This window comes from Enterobacter sp. ECC-249 (genome assembly GCF_043965265.1).
Classification (GTDB): domain Bacteria; phylum Pseudomonadota; class Gammaproteobacteria; order Enterobacterales; family Enterobacteriaceae; genus Enterobacter; species Enterobacter quasiroggenkampii.
In genome coordinates this window covers 1282303-1299605 of sequence record NZ_CP143660.1, presented here as the reverse complement: position 1 = coordinate 1299605, position 17303 = coordinate 1282303, and the positions used below count along the sequence as shown (strand labels likewise).

At 55.0% G+C, this 17303-nt stretch carries 16 protein-coding genes; 3 read left to right on the top strand and 13 right to left on the bottom strand.

Features of this window, described 5'->3' with window-relative positions:
* Positions 1-35: 35 nt before the first annotated feature.
* A complete protein-coding gene (locus V1587_RS06245) occupies positions 36-1079 on the bottom strand; it encodes a GMP reductase (RefSeq protein ID WP_371899272.1) in 1044 nt (347 codons plus the stop codon).
* 228 nt (positions 1080-1307) lie between these two features.
* Here V1587_RS06245 and coaE point away from each other — a divergent pair, with 228 nt between their 5' ends.
* Genes coaE through yacG form a run of 3 tightly spaced genes read left to right on the top strand, consistent with a single transcriptional unit; the run spans position 1308 to position 2875 of the window.
* The gene (gene coaE, locus V1587_RS06240; protein ID WP_371899273.1) at positions 1308-1928 is read left to right on the top strand and encodes a dephospho-CoA kinase; all 621 of its coding nucleotides are present in this window, start codon (positions 1308-1310) and stop codon (positions 1926-1928) included.
* Positions 1928-2671 carry a cell division protein ZapD gene (gene zapD, locus V1587_RS06235; protein ID WP_047173318.1) on the top strand — a complete coding sequence of 248 codons (744 nt, stop codon included), beginning with the start codon at positions 1928-1930 and terminating at the stop codon, positions 2669-2671. Before coaE ends, zapD begins: the two co-directional genes overlap by 1 nt.
* Positions 2672-2680: 9 nt before the next feature.
* Entirely contained in the window at positions 2681-2875 is a 195-nt protein-coding gene (gene yacG, locus V1587_RS06230; protein WP_023615920.1) for a DNA gyrase inhibitor YacG, read from the top strand.
* A gap of 34 nt (positions 2876-2909) precedes the next feature.
* Here the strand turns inward: yacG and mutT are convergent, their stop codons facing one another.
* The 12 genes from mutT to murD form a co-directional block, all read right to left on the bottom strand.
* Positions 2910-3302, bottom strand: coding sequence for an 8-oxo-dGTP diphosphatase MutT (gene mutT / locus V1587_RS06225; RefSeq protein ID WP_371899274.1), 393 nt, complete (start codon positions 3300-3302; stop codon positions 2910-2912).
* Between the two features lie 57 nt (positions 3303-3359).
* The gene (gene secA / locus V1587_RS06220; RefSeq protein ID WP_371899275.1) at positions 3360-6065 is read right to left on the bottom strand and encodes a preprotein translocase subunit SecA; all 2706 of its coding nucleotides are present in this window, start codon (positions 6063-6065) and stop codon (positions 3360-3362) included.
* Between the two features lie 58 nt (positions 6066-6123).
* The gene (secM, locus tag V1587_RS06215) at positions 6124-6627 is read right to left on the bottom strand and encodes a secA translation cis-regulator SecM (protein WP_371899276.1); all 504 of its coding nucleotides are present in this window, start codon (positions 6625-6627) and stop codon (positions 6124-6126) included.
* A 278-nt stretch (positions 6628-6905) separates the two neighbouring features.
* Positions 6906-7823 carry a UDP-3-O-acyl-N-acetylglucosamine deacetylase gene (gene lpxC, locus V1587_RS06210; RefSeq protein ID WP_008501977.1) on the bottom strand — a complete coding sequence of 306 codons (918 nt, stop codon included), beginning with the start codon at positions 7821-7823 and terminating at the stop codon, positions 6906-6908.
* A gap of 101 nt (positions 7824-7924) precedes the next feature.
* Entirely contained in the window at positions 7925-9076 is a 1152-nt protein-coding gene (ftsZ, locus tag V1587_RS06205; RefSeq protein ID WP_008501978.1) for a cell division protein FtsZ, read from the bottom strand.
* Between the two features lie 63 nt (positions 9077-9139).
* The gene (ftsA, locus tag V1587_RS06200; RefSeq protein ID WP_023334508.1) at positions 9140-10396 is read right to left on the bottom strand and encodes a cell division protein FtsA; all 1257 of its coding nucleotides are present in this window, start codon (positions 10394-10396) and stop codon (positions 9140-9142) included.
* Positions 10393-11235: a cell division protein FtsQ gene (ftsQ, locus tag V1587_RS06195; protein WP_023293285.1), complete on the bottom strand. Its 843-nt coding sequence runs from the start codon at positions 11233-11235 to the stop codon at positions 10393-10395. Before ftsQ ends, ftsA begins: the two co-directional genes overlap by 4 nt.
* A gap of 1 nt (position 11236) precedes the next feature.
* The gene (locus tag V1587_RS06190; RefSeq protein WP_371899277.1) at positions 11237-12157 is read right to left on the bottom strand and encodes a D-alanine--D-alanine ligase; all 921 of its coding nucleotides are present in this window, start codon (positions 12155-12157) and stop codon (positions 11237-11239) included.
* Complete coding sequence (gene murC, locus V1587_RS06185) at positions 12150-13625, bottom strand: UDP-N-acetylmuramate--L-alanine ligase (RefSeq protein WP_371899278.1); 1476 nt, start codon at positions 13623-13625, stop codon at positions 12150-12152. Before murC ends, V1587_RS06190 begins: the two co-directional genes overlap by 8 nt.
* Positions 13626-13681: 56 nt before the next feature.
* A complete protein-coding gene (gene murG / locus V1587_RS06180) occupies positions 13682-14746 on the bottom strand; it encodes an undecaprenyldiphospho-muramoylpentapeptide beta-N-acetylglucosaminyltransferase (protein ID WP_239631911.1) in 1065 nt (354 codons plus the stop codon).
* A complete protein-coding gene (ftsW, locus tag V1587_RS06175; protein WP_014068899.1) occupies positions 14743-15987 on the bottom strand; it encodes a cell division protein FtsW in 1245 nt (414 codons plus the stop codon). Before ftsW ends, murG begins: the two co-directional genes overlap by 4 nt.
* Positions 15987-17303 (bottom strand): UDP-N-acetylmuramoyl-L-alanine--D-glutamate ligase, encoded by a 1317-nt coding sequence (gene murD, locus V1587_RS06170; protein WP_371899279.1) that lies wholly within the window; start codon positions 17301-17303, stop codon positions 15987-15989. Before murD ends, ftsW begins: the two co-directional genes overlap by 1 nt.

Here is a 17303-nt window from a genome sequence, read left to right as displayed (position 1 = left end):
AGTGCTGGCGCACGAGCATGCGCCAGCATAAGCCATTACAGGCTGTTGAATACGCGGTTTTCCTGTTCCTGAACGCGAATAAACGTCGTACGTTTCGTCAGTTCTTTCAGGCGGGATGCCCCAACGTAGGTGCAGGCCGAGCGCAAGCCACCGAGGATATCGCGCGCGGTGTATTCAACCGGGCCGCGCAGAGGCAGCTTCACGGTTTTACCTTCCGCAGCACGGTATTTTGCCACGCCACCGACGTGACGGGTCATCGCGGATTCAGAACTCATGCCGTAGAACAGCATAAATTTCCCGCCGTTCTCTTCTACAACGGTACCACCGCTCTCTTCGTGGCCTGCCAGCATACCGCCGAGCATCACAAAGTCTGCGCCGCCGCCGAAGGCCTTTGCGACATCACCCGGCATGGTACAACCGCCGTCGCTGATGATCTGGCCGCCCAGCCCGTGCGCCGCGTCGGCACATTCAATGACGGCAGAGAGCTGCGGATAACCGACGCCGGTTTTAACGCGCGTGGTGCATACGGAGCCCGGACCAATGCCCACTTTCACAATATCGGCGCCGGAGAGGATCAGCTCTTCACACATTTCACCGGTTACCACGTTGCCCGCAATGATGGTTTTCGTCGGCCAGGCCTCACGCGCCTTGCTGACGAACTGCACGAAGTGCTCGGAGTAACCGTTCGCCACATCAATACAAACGAAGTTGAGTGCCGGGTTAGCCTTCAGGATCTGTTTGGTCTTCTCGAAATCCGCATCAGAGGTGCCGGTGGAGACCATCACGTGCTTCAGCACATCAGCAGAGGCGGACGCAACAAACGCATCCCACTCTTCAGGACTGTAATGTTTGTGAACGGCGGTAAGAATGTCGAACTGTGCCAGCGCGGTTGCCATCTCAAAGGTTCCCACAGTATCCATGTTGGCAGCGATGATCGGCACGCCAGACCAGGTCTGACCGGAATGCTTAAAGGTGAATTGACGTTCGAGTTCAACGTCTGAGCGACTTTTCAGTGTAGAGCGTTTAGGGCGGATAAGAACGTCTTTGAAACCTAACTTCAGATCTTCTTCGATACGCATGTGCGGATTCCTGGGGTTAGAGGCAAATATGTTAAAAGCACAACTCCAGTGACGCTATCATACGCACTAATACCTGCTCCGCAAGACTGCGAAATTCTCTTTTTTTACGCTACAATCCTATAAATTTACCTGGTAAAAAGCCGGTAAACAGGGCTAAACAGTGACTGGCGCATCTGTGATTTTTAATCAACTGATTTTAATAATGAATAATTCCCAGGATTTAATTTAATGGGGTATATCGTCGCATTAACCGGCGGCATCGGTAGTGGCAAAAGTACCGTTGCGGACGCGTTTTCTCATTTGGGCATCACGATTATCGATGCCGATATTATTGCCCGCCAGGTGGTAGAGCCCAATACACCCACACTAAAGGCCATCGCAGAACATTTTGGCCAGGCAATCATCAATCCCGATGGCACACTGAATCGCCGTCAGCTTCGCGAATGTATTTTTTCTGATTCTGCGGAAAAAGCCTGGCTTAATGCCCTGCTCCACCCCATCATCCACCAGGAAACTCAGCGTCAGATAGCCGCAGCTCGCTCGCCCTATGTCCTGTGGGTGGTTCCGCTACTGGTTGAAAATCAGCTGCAGAAGAAAGCCGATCGGGTGCTGGTGATTGATGTCGCACCCGAAACGCAAATTCAGAGAACCATGACGCGCGATCGCGTCTCGCGGGAGCATGCTGAACGAATTCTTGCCGCTCAGGCTACGCGCGCTCAGCGCCTTGCCGTGGCGGATGATGTTATTGATAATAACGGCGCACCAGATGCCATTGCATCGGATGTTGCCCGTCTGCACGCGCAGTATCTGACGTTCGCCGCGCAGGCCGTTGCACAGGAAAAACCATAATGTCGACACACATCCTTTTTGAGCATCCGCTCAACGAAAAAATGCGCACCTGGCTGCGCATCGAATTCCTTATTCAACAACTTTCACAACATCTGCCTGTAAACGATCATGCCACGGCGTTGCACTTTTTCCGCAACGTAGGCGATCTGCTGGATGTGATTGAACGCGGCGATGTCCGCACAGAATTACTCAAAGAGCTGGAGCGCCAGCAGCGTAAATTACAGGCATGGACAGAGGTCCCCGGCGTCGATCAGAGCCGTATCGACGCGCTCCGCCAGCAGTTAAAGAGCAGTAGCGCCGTCCTGATGGCCGCGCCGCGCGTCGGGCAGTTTTTGCGTGAAGACCGCCTGATTGGTCTGGTGCGCCAGCGTCTGAGCATTCCTGGCGGCTGCTGTAGCTTCGACCTGCCGACGCTACATATGTGGCTACATATGCCACAGGCGCAGCGTGACGCGCAGGTGAATAGCTGGCTGGCAAGCCTGGAGCCAATGCACCAGACGCTGTCACTGATCCTCGATCTGATCCGTAACTCAGCGCCGTTTCGCAAGCAAACCAGCCTGAACGGTTTCTACCAGGACAACGGAGATGATGCCGATCTTCTGCGCCTGAATTTATCGCTTGGCGAACAGCTTTATCCGCAAATTTCCGGGCATAAGAGCCGCTTTGCGATTCGCTTTATGCCGCTGGACAGCGAAAATGGTACCGTGCCGGAACGCCTCGATTTTGAACTGGCCTGTTGTTAAGGAGTGCCGATGTCTGATGTCACCACCGTAAACTGTCCTACCTGCGGCAAAACTGTTGTCTGGGGCGAAGTGAGTCCGTTCCGCCCATTCTGCTGCAAACGCTGTCAGCTTATTGACCTGGGAGAATGGGCGGCGGAAGAGAAACGCATTCCGAGCAAAGGCGATCTCTCGGACAGCGACGACTGGAGTGAAAACCAGCAGTAATCTGTAAAGCCTGCTGGCGCGTCGCTTAGCAGGCCTACTGTTGTGCAACGAGCCGCAGGATCACAGGCTCGTTGGCCGGGGGGAATTTGTCGGCATCACTATCCTGAAGCTTCACCCAGTTACCCGGCTGCCCCTCTTTACCCCAGGGTTCACCTTCCCAGTTTTCCACCAGCCAGAACCACAGCGTAATGTGCCTGTCCGGGAACTGATATTCGAGCTTATCAAACAGCGTTGCGCCAAGCGGTGTAATTCCGACTTCTTCCTGAAGTTCCCGAACCAGCGCCGCTTCCGGCGTTTCACCAGCCTCAATTTTACCGCCAGGGAATTCCCATTTGTTCGCCATATGGGCGTCGGCAGCACGCTGGGTGATAAAGATTTGGTTTTGCGGGTTGCGAATAATCCCGACGGCAATTTGCAGTATTTTCATATTGTCACTTCCATAAAAAAGGCGCAGATGTCTGCGCCTTTTTGGTTTTTTATGAACTTAGCTCAGACGCCCGTGGCACGCCTTGTACTTTTTACCGGAGCCACACGGGCACGGATCGTTACGACCCACTTTACGATCGCCGGTCTGCGCGGCGATCGCCGCTGCGGCTTCGCTGTCGTCGGTCTGGTGGCTCAGCTGTTGCATTTGTGCCAGACGCTCGGCTTCTTCACGACGCTGCTGCTCCATCGCTTCCACTTCTTCCGGCATACGCACCTGAACCTTGCTCAGGGTGCTGATCACTTCGTACTTCAGTGACTCCAGCATAGACGCAAACATGGAGAAGGATTCACGCTTGTATTCCTGCTTCGGATCTTTTTGCGCATAGCCACGCAGGTGGATACCCTGACGCAGGTAGTCCATCGCCGCCAGGTGCTCTTTCCACAGGGAGTCCAGCGTCTGCAGCATCACGCCTTTCTCGAAGTGACGCATCATCTCAGCGCCAACAACCTCTTCCTTACGCTTGTAGACGTCCAGCGCGGTTTCAAAGATACGTTCACGCAGCGTCTCTTCGTGCAGCTCAGGCTCTTTGTCCAGCCACTCTTTGATAGGCAGTTCGAGGTCAAAGTCATTTTTCAGACGTTCCTGCAGACCTTCGATATCCCACATCTCTTCCAGAGACTGCGGTGGAATATGCGCGTCGATGGTGGCTTTAAAGACATCTTCACGAATGCTGTTGATGGTTTCACTCACGTCGGACACGTCCAGCAGTTCGTTACGCTGGGTGTAGATTGCACGACGCTGATCGTTAGCCACATCGTCATATTCCAGCAGCTGCTTACGAATATCAAAGTTGCGGCTTTCCACTTTACGCTGTGCGTTAGCAATCGCTTTAGTCACCCACGGGTGCTCAATGGCTTCGCCAGGTTTCATCCCCAGCTTACGCATCATGCCGGACACGCGGTCGGAGGCAAAAATACGCATCAGCGCATCTTCCATGGACAGGTAGAAGCGGGATGAACCGGCATCACCCTGACGACCCGCACGGCCACGCAGCTGGTTATCGATACGACGGGATTCATGACGCTCGGTACCGATGATGTGCAGACCGCCGGAAGCCAGAACCGCGTCATGACGAACCTGCCAGTCGGCTTTGATCTGGGCAATCTGTTCTGGCGTTGGGTTTTCCAGCTCCGCCACTTCAGCCTGCCAGCTACCGCCCAGCATAATGTCGGTACCACGACCCGCCATGTTGGTAGCGATGGTTACGGCAGCCGGATAACCCGCCTGCGCAACAATGTCCGCTTCTTTGGCGTGGAATTTGGCGTTAAGAACGTTGTGTTTGATACCCGCTTTCGTCAGCTCGTGCGAAACCACTTCGGATTTCTCGATGGAGATGGTCCCCACCAGAACCGGCTGGCCATTGGCTGTACGGTCGCGAATATCTTCGATGATCGCCTGAATTTTTTCCGCTTCGGTCATGTACACCAGGTCCGGCATATCCTTACGGATCATCGGACGGTTGGTTGGAACGACCACGGTATCCAGCTTGTAGATTGAGCTGAATTCAAACGCTTCGGTATCAGCAGTACCGGTCATCCCCGCCAGCTTCTCGTACAGACGGAAGTAGTTCTGGAAGGTGATAGACGCCAGCGTCTGGTTTTCATTCTGAATATCCACACCTTCTTTGGCTTCCACAGCCTGGTGCAGACCGTCAGACCAGCGACGTCCCTGCATGGTACGGCCGGTGTGTTCATCGACGATGATCACTTCGCCGTCTTTTACGATGTAATCGACGTCGCGGGTGAACAGCGCGTGGGCGCGCAGAGCAGCGGTCACGTGGTGCATCAGCATAATGTTGCTCGGGGAGTACAGAGACTCGCCCTCTTCCATAATGCCTTCAGCGACCAGCAGCTCTTCAATTTTCACCAGACCACGTTCGGTCAGGTTCACCTGGCGCGCTTTTTCATCTACGGAGAAGTGGCCTTCACCCTGGAAGGTATCAGAGTCCTCTTTCTCCTGGCGCAGCAGGTGTGGAATGATTTTGTCGACCTTACGGTACATCTCGGAGCTGTCTTCAGCCGGGCCGGAGATGATAAGCGGAGTACGCGCTTCATCGATCAGGATGGAGTCAACCTCATCCACCAGCGCATAGTGCAGCTTACGCTGTACGCGCTCTTCCGGGCTGAACGCCATGTTGTCACGCAGGTAGTCGAAGCCGTATTCGTTGTTGGTGCCGTAGGTGATGTCCGCGTTATACGCTTCGCGTTTGGCTGGCGCAGGCAGGCCGGACATGTTGATGCCGACGGTCATACCGAGGAATTCGAACAGTGGGCGGTTGTTTTCGGCGTCACGCTGCGCCAGATAGTCGTTGACGGTAACGACGTGAACGCCTTTACCGGTCAGCGCGTTCAGGTAAGCCGGCAGCGTTGCGGTCAGAGTTTTACCTTCACCGGTACGCATTTCCGCGATGCAGCGCTCGTTGAGCACCATACCACCCAGCAGCTGAACGTCGAAGTGACGCATGCCGAATACGCGCTTACTCGCTTCGCGCACGACAGCAAACGCTTCCGGGATCAGGCTTTCTAAGGTTTCACCTTTTTCCAGACGCGCACGGAATTCCGCCGTTTTCGCTTTCAGCTCATCATCAGAGAGCTTCTCCATCGCCGGTTCCATACCGTTGATGACGGCCACAGCTTTGCGCATACGGCGCAGGGTACGATCGTTACGACTACCAAAAACTTTAGTTAACAATTTGATTAGCATAATAAATTCTCAAACGCCCCATCATGGGCAGATAAATTAAGGTATTGAAAAAGTTAATTTAACTGAGGCGTTGCGGCCCGGCGCGAATGCCGTGGACCTGGCTAATCCAGGTTGAAACAGAGAATGAGACAGGAGGCACGAGCGCGCGTTGCGCCGTCTGGCGAACCATGACCGGCGGCTGGCTGTCCTGCGTTAGCAGCGCGTTGAGCGTGTCCAGCAGGGCAAGATGCTGTGCCTGCACCGGCAGCGTCTCTTCCGCAACAGGCATGGCCTGCGGCGCCATCGCAAAGGAGAGATGGCGGATAACCGTACGGATAGCGTGCTGGTGCCAGTAATCGACGGAGAAATTTGGGCGGCGACCGGCTTCAAGCCACGCAAGGTTAGTAAAATTAACCCGCGTGTTGAGATCGTGTTTGGTAGTCGAAGTTTTCGCGGGCGTCGCCGCTTCGGCACTGTTGCTGAGCGCAGGCAAGCCGAAACTCGCCGCGACCATCCCTAATAAGAGATGCGGCCAGAAGTAACGTCTGCCAAATTGTCGCCAGCGCGTCAGTATTCCGCTCACCTGCTCCACCCAATAAGCCAGCCTTGCAGAGGCTGAATTCAGTTATTCGTTATAGCGCCCAGATAGTACCACTAAAGCCAATATACATCAGCAGGAATGAGGTGCCACCGCGGGGAAAAATGGTCAAGAATGCAGCTAACGCGCACATTTTCTGCGTAAGACAAACTAGAGATAACGCTGGGGTAAACGAAGAAGGGTAAAATAAAAACGACTGGTCTTCCTGGTCGGAGAGAGTACCAGGTTAACCAGTCGATTTTTTTACGAAACGGGATGAACCGTTACGCCAGAACCATACTTGGTGCTTTGAAAGCCAGCGGCAGTTCAGCTTCGTCTTCGAAGGTCACATATTCCCAGGCTTCCTGTTTTGCCAGGACGGCCTGCAACAGTTTGTTGTTCAGCGCATGACCGGATTTGAACGCGGTAAATGCACCAATGATGTTGTGACCACACATGAACAGGTCGCCGATAGCATCCAGCATTTTGTGACGAACGAATTCATCTTCGAAACGCAGGCCGTCTTCGTTCAGTACGCGATAATCGTCAACAACGATGGCACAATCGAAGCTGCCGCCCAGGCACAGGCCGCGGGACTGCAGATATTCGATATCACGCATGAAGCCAAATGTACGGGCTCGGCTGATCTGGCGCATAAACGCATCGGCAGAGAAGTTCATCGCATAGCGTTGGGTGCTGGAATCAATCGCCGGATGGTTAAAGTCGATGGTAAAGTCCAACGAGAAACCATTGTACGGTTTGAATTCAGCCCACTTGTCACCATCTTCGACGCGAACGGTCTCTTTGATGCGAACAAATTTCTTCGCGCAGTTCAGTTCTTCGATGCCGGCATCCAGCAACAGATAGACGAACGGTGCAGCACTGCCATCCATAATCGGGATTTCTGGCGCATCGACTTCAACAATAATGTTGTCGATACCCAGACCCGCCAGGGCGGCGTTAAGGTGCTCTACGGTAGAAATCCGCACGTCATGCTCGTTCACCAGACAAGTACAGAGCATAGTATCACGCACAGATTTTGCATCGGCCGGAAAATCTACCGGTGGATTCAAGTCGGTGCGACGATAGATGACCCCGGTATTGGCCGGCGCAGGGCGTAACGTCAGCGTGACTTTCTTGCCGGTATGTAAACCGACACCTGTCGCCTGAACGATACGTTTAAGTGTCCTTTGTTTGATCATCGTATAATCTCGCCAAATTAACTATCCAACCGAGAGTGTATATCACTAACGGTGGGCCAGTTTAGCACAAAGAGCGCAAATCCCCTAATTCCAGCCAATTCTTAGTCAGCTTGCTTACGCAGGAACGCCGGGATATCCAGATAATCTGGCTCTTTCGCCGTTTGCGGCGTTGGGTCGTTTACCACTTTCGCGGCCGGTTTCTGCTCCTGAGTCAGAGGAGACATACCGTGCTGCTGGTAACGATCCATTACCGGTTGCTGAGTCTGCTTGTTGGTCACTAAGGTGATCTCAGGACGCTTGTCCATACCGATACCGGTCGCAACAACGGTAACACGCAGCTCGTCGTTCATTTCTGGGTCAAGTGAAGTACCGATTACCACGGTAGCGTTGTCAGAGGCGAACGCACGGATAGTGTTACCCACGGTTTCAAACTCATCCAGACGCAGGTCAAAGCCAGCGGTAATGTTGACCAGCACGCCGCGCGCACCAGACAGATCGATATCTTCCAGCAGTGGAGAAGAGATAGCCATTTCAGCCGCTTCTTCTGCACGGTCTTCACCGCTCGCCACGCCAGAGCCCATCATCGCGTAGCCCATTTCGGACATCACGGTGCGAACGTCTGCAAAGTCAACGTTCATCAGGCCAGGACGGGTAATCAGTTCAGCGATACCCTGAACCGCGCCTTTCAGCACGTCGTTTGCTGCACCGAATGCGTCCAGCAGGGAGATACCGCGGCCCAGAACTTTCAACAGCTTGTCGTTCGGGATGGTGATCAGCGAGTCCACATGCTTGGACAGTTCGGTGATACCCTGCTCAGCGAAAGCCATACGCTTCTTGCCTTCAAAGTTGAAAGGCTTGGTCACGACAGCAACGGTCAGGATACCTAAATCTTTTGCCACTTCAGCCACAACAGGTGCTGCGCCAGTACCGGTACCGCCACCCATACCTGCTGCGATGAAGACCATGTCTGCACCTTCCAGTGCAGCGCGCAGGGCTTCACGATCTTCTTCAGCCGCATTGCGACCGACTTCCGGGTTAGCCCCTGCTCCCAGCCCTTTGGTGATACCACCGCCGATCTGGATAGTCTGGCCTACAGCCGTCTTACGCAGTGCCTGTGCATCGGTGTTAACTGCAAAGAATTCAACACCTTCAATGCGTTCGCGCACCATATGCTCTACGGCGTTACCGCCGCCGCCACCGACGCCGATGACTTTAATCACCGCGTCGTTGGTCAGTTCCATAGGTTCAAACATAATTTCTCTCTCCGTTGTGCCTGTCGCCCGAGACCGCTAATTCTCTCCGGTCTCTTAAAAAAATTAAAACTCTTTTCGCAACCAGTTGTTCAGTCGTTTGACCCACGACCCCACTGACACGCGTTTTTCCACTTCCGCTTCACCACTGAGATGAGACTCCTTCCCGTAGTGGAGCAGGCCCACAGCCGTTGAATAATACGGCTCCTGAGCATAATCCGTTAAACCGGTGATATTCAGCGGCGCCCCAATACGCACCTGCGTATGGAAAACGCGCTGTGCACAGGCCGCAAGACCTTCAATTTGCGCTGCACCGCCGGTTAATACAATCCCCGCCGCAAGATGATGCTTAACGCCCTGCTGACGAAGCTGTTCCTGTAACTGTAAAATCTCTTCGTTGACCAGGTTGAGCAGCTCGGTATAGCGCGGCTCAATCACCTCTGCCAACGTCTGGCGCTGCAGGCTACGCGGTGGACGACCACCAACGCTCGGCACTTCAACGCTCTCATCTTTGCCAACGATAGACCCCAGCGCACAGCCGTGGCGCACTTTAATCGCTTCTGCATCGCTCGGCGGCGTACCAAAAGCGTAAGCAATATCGCTGGTCACAACGTTCCCTGCGTACGGAATCACTTTGGTGTGGCGCAACGCACCGCCGGTATATACGGCGATATCCATTGTACCACCACCAATATCGACCACACAGACACCCAGTTCACGTTCATCTTCGGTCAGCACGGAATAACTTGCCGCCAGACCCGCGAAAATAAGTTGGTCAACTTTCAGGCCACAACGTTCAACGGCTTTTACAATGTTCTTCGCCATATCGTTGTGACATGTGATCAGGTGCACTTTTGCCTGCATACGTACGCCAGAAAGACCGACCGGGTTCTTGATCCCTTCCTGATAGTCAATCGCATATTCCTGCGGGATCACGTGCAACACGCGATGCTCATCGCGGACACGCACAGATTTCGCCGTATGCACAACGTTTTCAACGTCTTCCTGCGTCACTTCCTCTTCGGAAATCGGAACCATACCAATTTCGTTCTGGCAGCTAATGTGCTTACCAGAAAGGGCCAGATAGACAGAAGAAATCTGGCAATCTGCCATCAATTCAGCCTGATCGATGGCGCGCTGAACGCATTTCACCACCGATTCAAGATCGTTTACCCCACCTTTATCCATACCACGGGACGGGCAACTGCCCACGCCAATGATATTGACCATACCGTCGGGCAGAACTTCCCCTACTAAAGCGGCAACCTTCGCGGTGCCAATCTCCAGTCCAACTACCAGTTTTCTGTCCGTCGCCTTGATCATTGTTGTTCTGCCTGTACCTGTGCCTGATTCTGTTGCTGATTAGGTTCCTCGACCGGAGCCGGTACCCAACCGACTGCTGCGCCTGAGTCATAGCGCAAATCAACGTAGCTTATCCGTTTGCCGTCAGTCTGTGCCTGCTGCTGTAAAACCGGGTAAAGTTCGACAAAACGCGCCAGACGCTTCATGGTGTCCCCGCGCCCCAGGTTGAGCTTAATGCCGTTCGTTAACGTAAGCTGCCAGGAACGGCGCGCCGTCATGGCAGCATCTTTTAACGTAAACCTGTCCTTCGCCAGAACCTGACCCATTTCACGAAAACCCTGTAACACTTCGTTTTCGCTGCCTTCAGGGCCATACAACATTGGTAAATTTTGCTTGTTGACACGATCGGCCGGGACGCTGAAGGAATTTCCGTCGACGTCAACCATGTGCTGATCATTCCAACGCGCAATGGGCACATATTCAACCAGATGAATCTTCAATTCATCAGGCCATTGCTTTCTTACGCTCGCCTGTTTTATCCATGGCAGACGTTCAATCTGGCTCTGGATAATATTGACGTCCTGAGTCATAAAGGTGCCAGGCGAGCCCAGTGCCAGTATTGACTGGCGAATATCGTCGTTACGCGTGTAGTGACGCTCACCGGTGACCACCAGCTTAGAAAGTGGCAACCGCTGCGCATCTTCCATCCAGCCCAGGACCATCCAGCCGCTGATAAACACGGTGCACAGCACCCCGAGCAGGAAAATGATGCCTGCAAGACGCGTTCCATTACTGCGGCGTGAAGAGGTGTATTCTTCCTCGTCATCGCGGTTGCGCGTGTTCAATGCAGCCTGAGACATATCAGCCCGCCTGGTCCAGAATGCGTACGACTAACTGCGAGAAGCTCATCCCCGCCTGACGCGCGGCCATCGGCACAAGGCTGTGGCTGGTCATTCCCGGAGAGGTATTGGCTTCCAGCAGATAAAATTGTCCATCTCGGTCCTGCATCACGTCGATGCGTCCCCAGCCCTGGCAACCCAGAATATGCCAGGCTTTAAGCACCAGAGACTGTAAATCGGCTTCACGCTCAGCTTCAAGACCACTTGGGCAGAAATATTGCGTCTCATCAGAGAGATACTTCGCCTCATAATCATAGAAGACTCCAGCGGGTTGGATGCGGATTGACGGTAAAATTTCTTCGCCAAGCATCGCGACGGTAAATTCCGGCCCGCTAAGCCATTTTTCTACCAGAACTTCATCATCATGTTGAAATGCCAGCGCTAAAGCGGACGCTAAATCGTCAGCTTTGTCGACTTTGGACATTCCCACGCTGGAGCCCTCCCGGCTGGGCTTTACAATAACCGGTAAGCCCAGTTCAGCAATGCGTGCATTAACGCTATCCGACAGGCCCAATTCAAATTCGCGTCGCGTCAGCGCAACCCATGGCGCAACGGGTAACCCTGCGCCCTGCCACAGCAGCTTGCTGCGCAGTTTATCCATAGAGATAGCGGAAGCCATCACGCCGCTGCCGGTGTACGGCAGGCCGATCAGATCCAGAAGCCCCTGCAGGGTACCATCTTCACCGCCGCGACCATGCAAAGCGATAAAGACTTTATCGAAGCCCATGGCTTTTAATTGCGTCACGTCGACCTCTTTTGGGTCAACCAGGTGCGCATTGACGCCCCCTTCACGCAGGCCCGCCAGCACAGCCGCGCCGGAATTGAGGGAAACCTCGCGCTCGGCGGAAGTGCCGCCAGACAGGACAGCAATCTTATCAGCCATGATGCTCATCCTCCTGAGTTTGCGGCTTCAGTTTGATTTCAGCTAAGGTACGGGCGATTTTGCCGATATTTCCCGCGCCCTGAATCAGAATCAAATCGTTACCTGTCAGGACCGGAGCCAGAATTTCCGCTACCTGTGCAGGGTCAGAAACCAGAATAGGGTCAACTTTACCGCGTCCACGGATGGTACGACACAGAGAACGACTGTCTGCGCCCGGAATCGGAGTTTCGCCCGCTGAATAAACATCCAGCATTAACAGAGTATCGACCTGTGACAGGACGCTGGCGAAATCGTCGTACAGATCGCGCGTACGCGTGAAACGGTGCGGCTGGAAGACCATCACCAGATTTTTGTCAGGCCAGCCTGCACGTGCGGCTTTAATAGTGGCGTCCACTTCGGTCGGATGGTGGCCATAGTCGTCCACCAGCATAGCTGTTCCGGCTTTACCGTTCACGGCGTCCAGTGGGAATTCACCGAGGAAATCGAAGCGACGGCCGGTGCCCTGGAAGCTTTCCAGCGCGCGCAGGATCGCATCATCATCAATGCCTTCTTCCGTCGCGACGGCCACTGCCGCTGCGGCATTGAGGGCGTTATGGCGCCCTGGCGCATTCAGCGTGACGTGCAGCAGTTCTTTGTCCTGACGCGCCAGCGTGAAATGCCCCTGCGCACCAATCTGTTTGTACTCTTCCACGCGAACGTCAGCGTCTTCGCTGAAGCCGTAAGTAGTGATTTGACGACCCACGCGAGGCAGCAGCTCGCGGATAACCGGATCGTCTACGCACATCACCGCGCGTCCATAGAACGGCAGGTTGTGCAGGAAGTTGATGAAGGTCTGCTTTAAGTTCTCGAAGTCACCATGGTAGGTATCCATATGGTCAGCTTCGATGTTAGTGACGATCGCCACCATCGGCTGCAGGTGCAGGAACGACGCGTCGCTCTCATCCGCTTCGGCAATCAGATAACGACTGTGGCCCAGACGCGCATGTACGCCTGCGGCTTTAACCAGACCACCGTTGACGAACGTCGGGTCGAGGCCCGCTTCCGCATAAATACTGGAAACCATCGCCGTGGTTGTTGTTTTACCGTGGGTCCCGGCAATGGCGATGCCGTGACGGAAACGCATCAGTTCCGCCAGCATTTCTGCACGGCGGATCACAGGAATGCGCGCTTCATGCGCGGCAACGATCTCCGGGTTGTCAGAGGAGATGGCGCTTGAGACTACCACCACGCTCGCATCGCGCACGTTTTCCGGACGATGGTTGAAATAGATAGTCGCCCCAAGCGACGCCAGCTGCTGCGTAACAGGGTTTGGCGCCAGGTCAGACCCGCTGATCTGATAGCCTTCGTTAGCTAACACTTCGGCAATACCGCCCATGCCAGCACCACCGATGCCAACAAAGTGAATGTGCCGGACGCGACGCATCTCGGGCACGATTGAACGCAGTTTTGCCAGTTGTTGTGTATTCATTCTCTAAACGCCATCGACTACTTAAAATTCGTGCAGCGCAACACGCGCTGCGAGGGTTAAGCCTGGGCTGCCAGGCTCACTTCTTTTGCCACCCGTTCCGTCGCATCAGGGATGGCGGCCGCGCGCGCGCGTTGCGCCATCTCCAGCAGTGCGTCTCTGTTCCAGCCCGCCAGGGTGGTGGCGACCGCGTCGGCGGTAAATTGTGGCTGCTCAAATATCTTCGCGGCACCTGCTTTCTCAAGCGGCAGCGCATTCCAGTACTGCTGTCGGTCTTTGTGCTGGAACGGCACAAACAGGGCCGGCAGACCGGCGGCGGCGATCTCGCTCACCGTCAGCGCGCCTGAACGACAGACCACGACATCGGCCCAGGCATACGCTGCCGCCATGTCGTCGATAAACTCTGTGACTTTATGCTGCGGCTGGCCTTCATCTGCATAAGCTTGCTCAACGGTCTGCTGAGCGCCTTTTCCGCTTTGGTGCCAGATCGTCACGGTATCCCCCAGCTTTGCGGCAACCTGCGGCATCGTCTGGTTTAAAATGCGCGCGCCCTGAGAGCCACCGACGACAAGTACACGAACCGGCCCTTCACGGCCCGCCAGACGAGCGTCCGGCAGCGGGAGCGCCAGCACGTCGACACGAACCGGGTTACCTACCACGTCCGCTTTCGGGAACGCGCCAGGAAACGCCTGCATGACTTTGGTGGCGATTTTCGCCAGCCACTTGTTGGTCAGACCGGCAATACCGTTCTGTTCATGCAGCACAACGGGAATGCCTAACGACCACGCCGCCAGCCCACCAGGACCAGAAACATAGCCGCCCATGCCCAGCACCACATCTGGCTTAAAGCGCTTCATGATGGTGCGCGCCTGACGCCAGGCGTTAAAAATGCGCACCGGTGCCAGCAGCATTGCCTTGAGGCCTTTACCCCGAAGGCCGGAAATACGAATAAAGTCGATCTCAATACCGTGTTTCGGTACCAGGTCGGCCTCCATGCGGTCTGCGGTTCCCAGCCAGCGTACCTGCCAGCCCTGATCCATTAAATGGTGTGCAACCGCCAGTCCCGGGAACACGTGTCCGCCGGTACCGCCTGCCATCACCATTAACCGCTTCGGTTGATTCATCGTGAACCTCGTGTAAACGCCTGGGCTTTTTCCAGACGCGTTTCATAATCTATGCGCAACAACAGCATGATGGCCGTCGACATAATCAACAGACTGGAACCACCATAACTGATCAACGGCAACGTCAGACCTTTGGTCGGCAGCATACCCGCTGCGGCCCCGACGTTAACCAATGCCTGGAAGCTAAACCAAATACCAATTGAACAGGCCAAGAAGCCTGAGAAGCGGTGATCGATCTCCAGCGCTTTCCTGCCGATGGACATAGCACGGAAAGCGACGAAGAATACCATTAATAGCGCTAACACCACACCGATATAACCCAGTTCTTCCGCAATAATGGAGAAGATGAAGTCAGTATGCGCTTCCGGTAAATACTCAAGTTTCTGTACCGAGTTACCCAGCCCCTGTCCCCAGACTTCACCGCGACCAAAGGCCATCAGCGACTGCGTCAGCTGATAACCGCTGCCGAACGGATCTTCCCACGGGTTCCAGAACGAGGTCACGCGGCGAATACGGTAAGGCTCGGCGAGGATCAGCAGCACAACCGCCGAAATCCCCATCCCGATGATAGCGATGAACTGCCACAGCTTCGCGCCCGCCAGGAACAGCATCGCCAGCGTGGTTACAAACAGTACCACCACGGTACCAAGGTCAGGCTGCGCCAGCAGTAATACCGCCAGCACCAGAATCACGCCCATCGGTTTTAAGAAGCCGCGCAGGTTGTTACGCACTTCATCTACCTTACGCACCAGGTAGTTTGCCAGGTAGCAGAACAGGGAGAGCTTGGTAAATTCCGCAGGCTGAATGCGCAGCGGGCCAAAGGCGATCCAGCGCGATGCCCCGTTAACAGAGCTCCCCACCACCAGTACGATCAGCAGCATAATAATTGAGGCGATCAGCATCGCCGTGCTGTGCCGCTGCCAGAACTCCATCGGCAGACGCAAGGTCACCAGCGACAGACAGAACGCCAGGATAATGTACAGACCATCGCGTTTGGCAAACAGGAAAGGATCGTTCGCCAGACGCTGCCCGACGGGCATTGAAGCTGACGTGACCATAATAAAGCCTACCGCCGCCAGCCCCATCGTGAGCCAGAACAGCGTGCGGTCGTACATGATCAGGCTGTCGTTATCTTTTTGACGAGAGCCCATCACCCAGCCTTTGAGCGCCGCAAACAGCCATGCCAGGATCCCAAATCCTGGCAGGCGCGGCATTTTCAGGCGAGGGAGAGATAAACGCATCAGCCTAACTCCTTCGCCAGGCGGGTAAAGACATCACCACGCTGTTCGAAATTCTTGAATTGATCGAGGCTGGCACAGGCCGGAGAGAGCAGCACCATATCGCCTGGCTTCACGCGAGGGGCAATGAGCCGCATTGCCTGTTCCATCGTTTCGGTTTGCTCAGCAACTTCAGGGCGCAGTTCAGCCAGCTCGCTGCCGTCACGGCCGAAGCAGTACAAGCGAATGTTATCTCCGCCGAGATACGGCTTCAGGGAGGAGAAATCAGCTGATTTACCGTCGCCGCCCAGCAGTAAATGCAGGGTGCCGTCAACGTGCAGGCCGTTAAGCGCGGCCTCCGTGCTTCCCACGTTGGTGGCTTTGGAGTCGTTGATCCAGCGTACCCCGTTGTGCTCCAGCGCCAGCTGGAAACGGTGTGCCAGACCAGAAAACGTGGTTAATGCTTTCAGGCTGGAGGAGCGCGGCAGCCCTACTGCATCCGCCAGCGCCAGCGCCGCCAGGGCATTGGTATAGTTGTGCTGACCAGAGAGCTTCATCTCTTTCACGTTCAGCACTTTCTCACCCTTAACGCGCAGCCATGTTTCGCCCAGCTGGCGGTTCAGGTGGTAATCACCCATCGTAATACCGAAGCTAATACAGCGATCGTCTGCGCCACGCACCGGCATGGTCAGCGCATCATCGGCGTTAACAACGCAGACTTTGGCATTTTCATAAACGCGGAGCTTGGCGGCACGATACTGCTGCAGACCAAATGGATACCTGTCCATATGATCTTCTGTCACGTTGAGGATCGTCGCAGCCGCAGCATGCAGGCTGGAGGTAGTTTCCAGCTGGAAGCTGGAAAGCTCGAGAACATACAGCTCGCAGTCTTTGCCCAGCAGCATCAGAGCGGGTAAACCAATGTTACCGCCAACGCCGACGTTCATGCCCGCCGCTTTCGCCATTTCCCCCACCAGGGTGGTGACGGTGCTTTTACCGTTAGAACCGGTAATAGCGATAACGGGCGCCTGCGCTTCGCGGCAGAACAGCTCGATATCGCCGACAATCTCAACGCCCGCATCCGCGGCAGCGCTCAGAGAAGGGTGCGCCAGCGCCATACCCGGGCTGGCGACAATCAGATCGGCTGCCAGCAGCCAGTCATCATTCAGACCACCAAGGTGGCGTTCAACCTGTTCCGGCAGTTTGTCCAGACCCGGCGGAGAGACACGCGTATCCATCACGCGTGGCGTCACGCCGCGTGCGAGGAAAAAGTCCACGCAGGAGAGCCCCGTTAGGCCCAACCCGATGATAACGACTTTTTTGCCCTGGTAATCTGCCAT

What these genes read in the sequence shown, in the direction of transcription:
- ftsZ (WP_008501978.1), bottom strand. Translation starts at nt 9,076, where the DNA reads ATGTTTGAACCTATGGAACTGACCAACGACGCGGTGATTAAAGTCATC.
- murG (WP_239631911.1), bottom strand. Translation starts at nt 14,746, where the DNA reads ATGAATCAACCGAAGCGGTTAATGGTGATGGCAGGCGGTACCGGCGGA.
- murD (WP_371899279.1), bottom strand. Translation starts at nt 17,303, where the DNA reads ATGGCAGATTACCAGGGCAAAAAAGTCGTTATCATCGGGTTGGGCCTA.
- V1587_RS06245 (WP_371899272.1), bottom strand. Translation starts at nt 1,079, where the DNA reads ATGCGTATCGAAGAAGATCTGAAGTTAGGTTTCAAAGACGTTCTTATC.
- secA (WP_371899275.1), bottom strand. Translation starts at nt 6,065, where the DNA reads ATGCTAATCAAATTGTTAACTAAAGTTTTTGGTAGTCGTAACGATCGT.
- V1587_RS06190 (WP_371899277.1), bottom strand. Translation starts at nt 12,157, where the DNA reads ATGGCTGATAAGATTGCTGTCCTGTCTGGCGGCACTTCCGCCGAGCGC.
- yacG (WP_023615920.1), top strand. Translation starts at nt 2,681, where the DNA reads ATGTCTGATGTCACCACCGTAAACTGTCCTACCTGCGGCAAAACTGTT.
- ftsA (WP_023334508.1), bottom strand. Translation starts at nt 10,396, where the DNA reads ATGATCAAGGCGACGGACAGAAAACTGGTAGTTGGACTGGAGATTGGC.
- lpxC (WP_008501977.1), bottom strand. Translation starts at nt 7,823, where the DNA reads ATGATCAAACAAAGGACACTTAAACGTATCGTTCAGGCGACAGGTGTC.
- coaE (WP_371899273.1), top strand. Translation starts at nt 1,308, where the DNA reads ATGGGGTATATCGTCGCATTAACCGGCGGCATCGGTAGTGGCAAAAGT.
- ftsQ (WP_023293285.1), bottom strand. Translation starts at nt 11,235, where the DNA reads ATGTCTCAGGCTGCATTGAACACGCGCAACCGCGATGACGAGGAAGAA.
- zapD (WP_047173318.1), top strand. Translation starts at nt 1,928, where the DNA reads ATGTCGACACACATCCTTTTTGAGCATCCGCTCAACGAAAAAATGCGC.
- ftsW (WP_014068899.1), bottom strand. Translation starts at nt 15,987, where the DNA reads ATGCGTTTATCTCTCCCTCGCCTGAAAATGCCGCGCCTGCCAGGATTT.
- murC (WP_371899278.1), bottom strand. Translation starts at nt 13,625, where the DNA reads ATGAATACACAACAACTGGCAAAACTGCGTTCAATCGTGCCCGAGATG.
- mutT (WP_371899274.1), bottom strand. Translation starts at nt 3,302, where the DNA reads ATGAAAATACTGCAAATTGCCGTCGGGATTATTCGCAACCCGCAAAAC.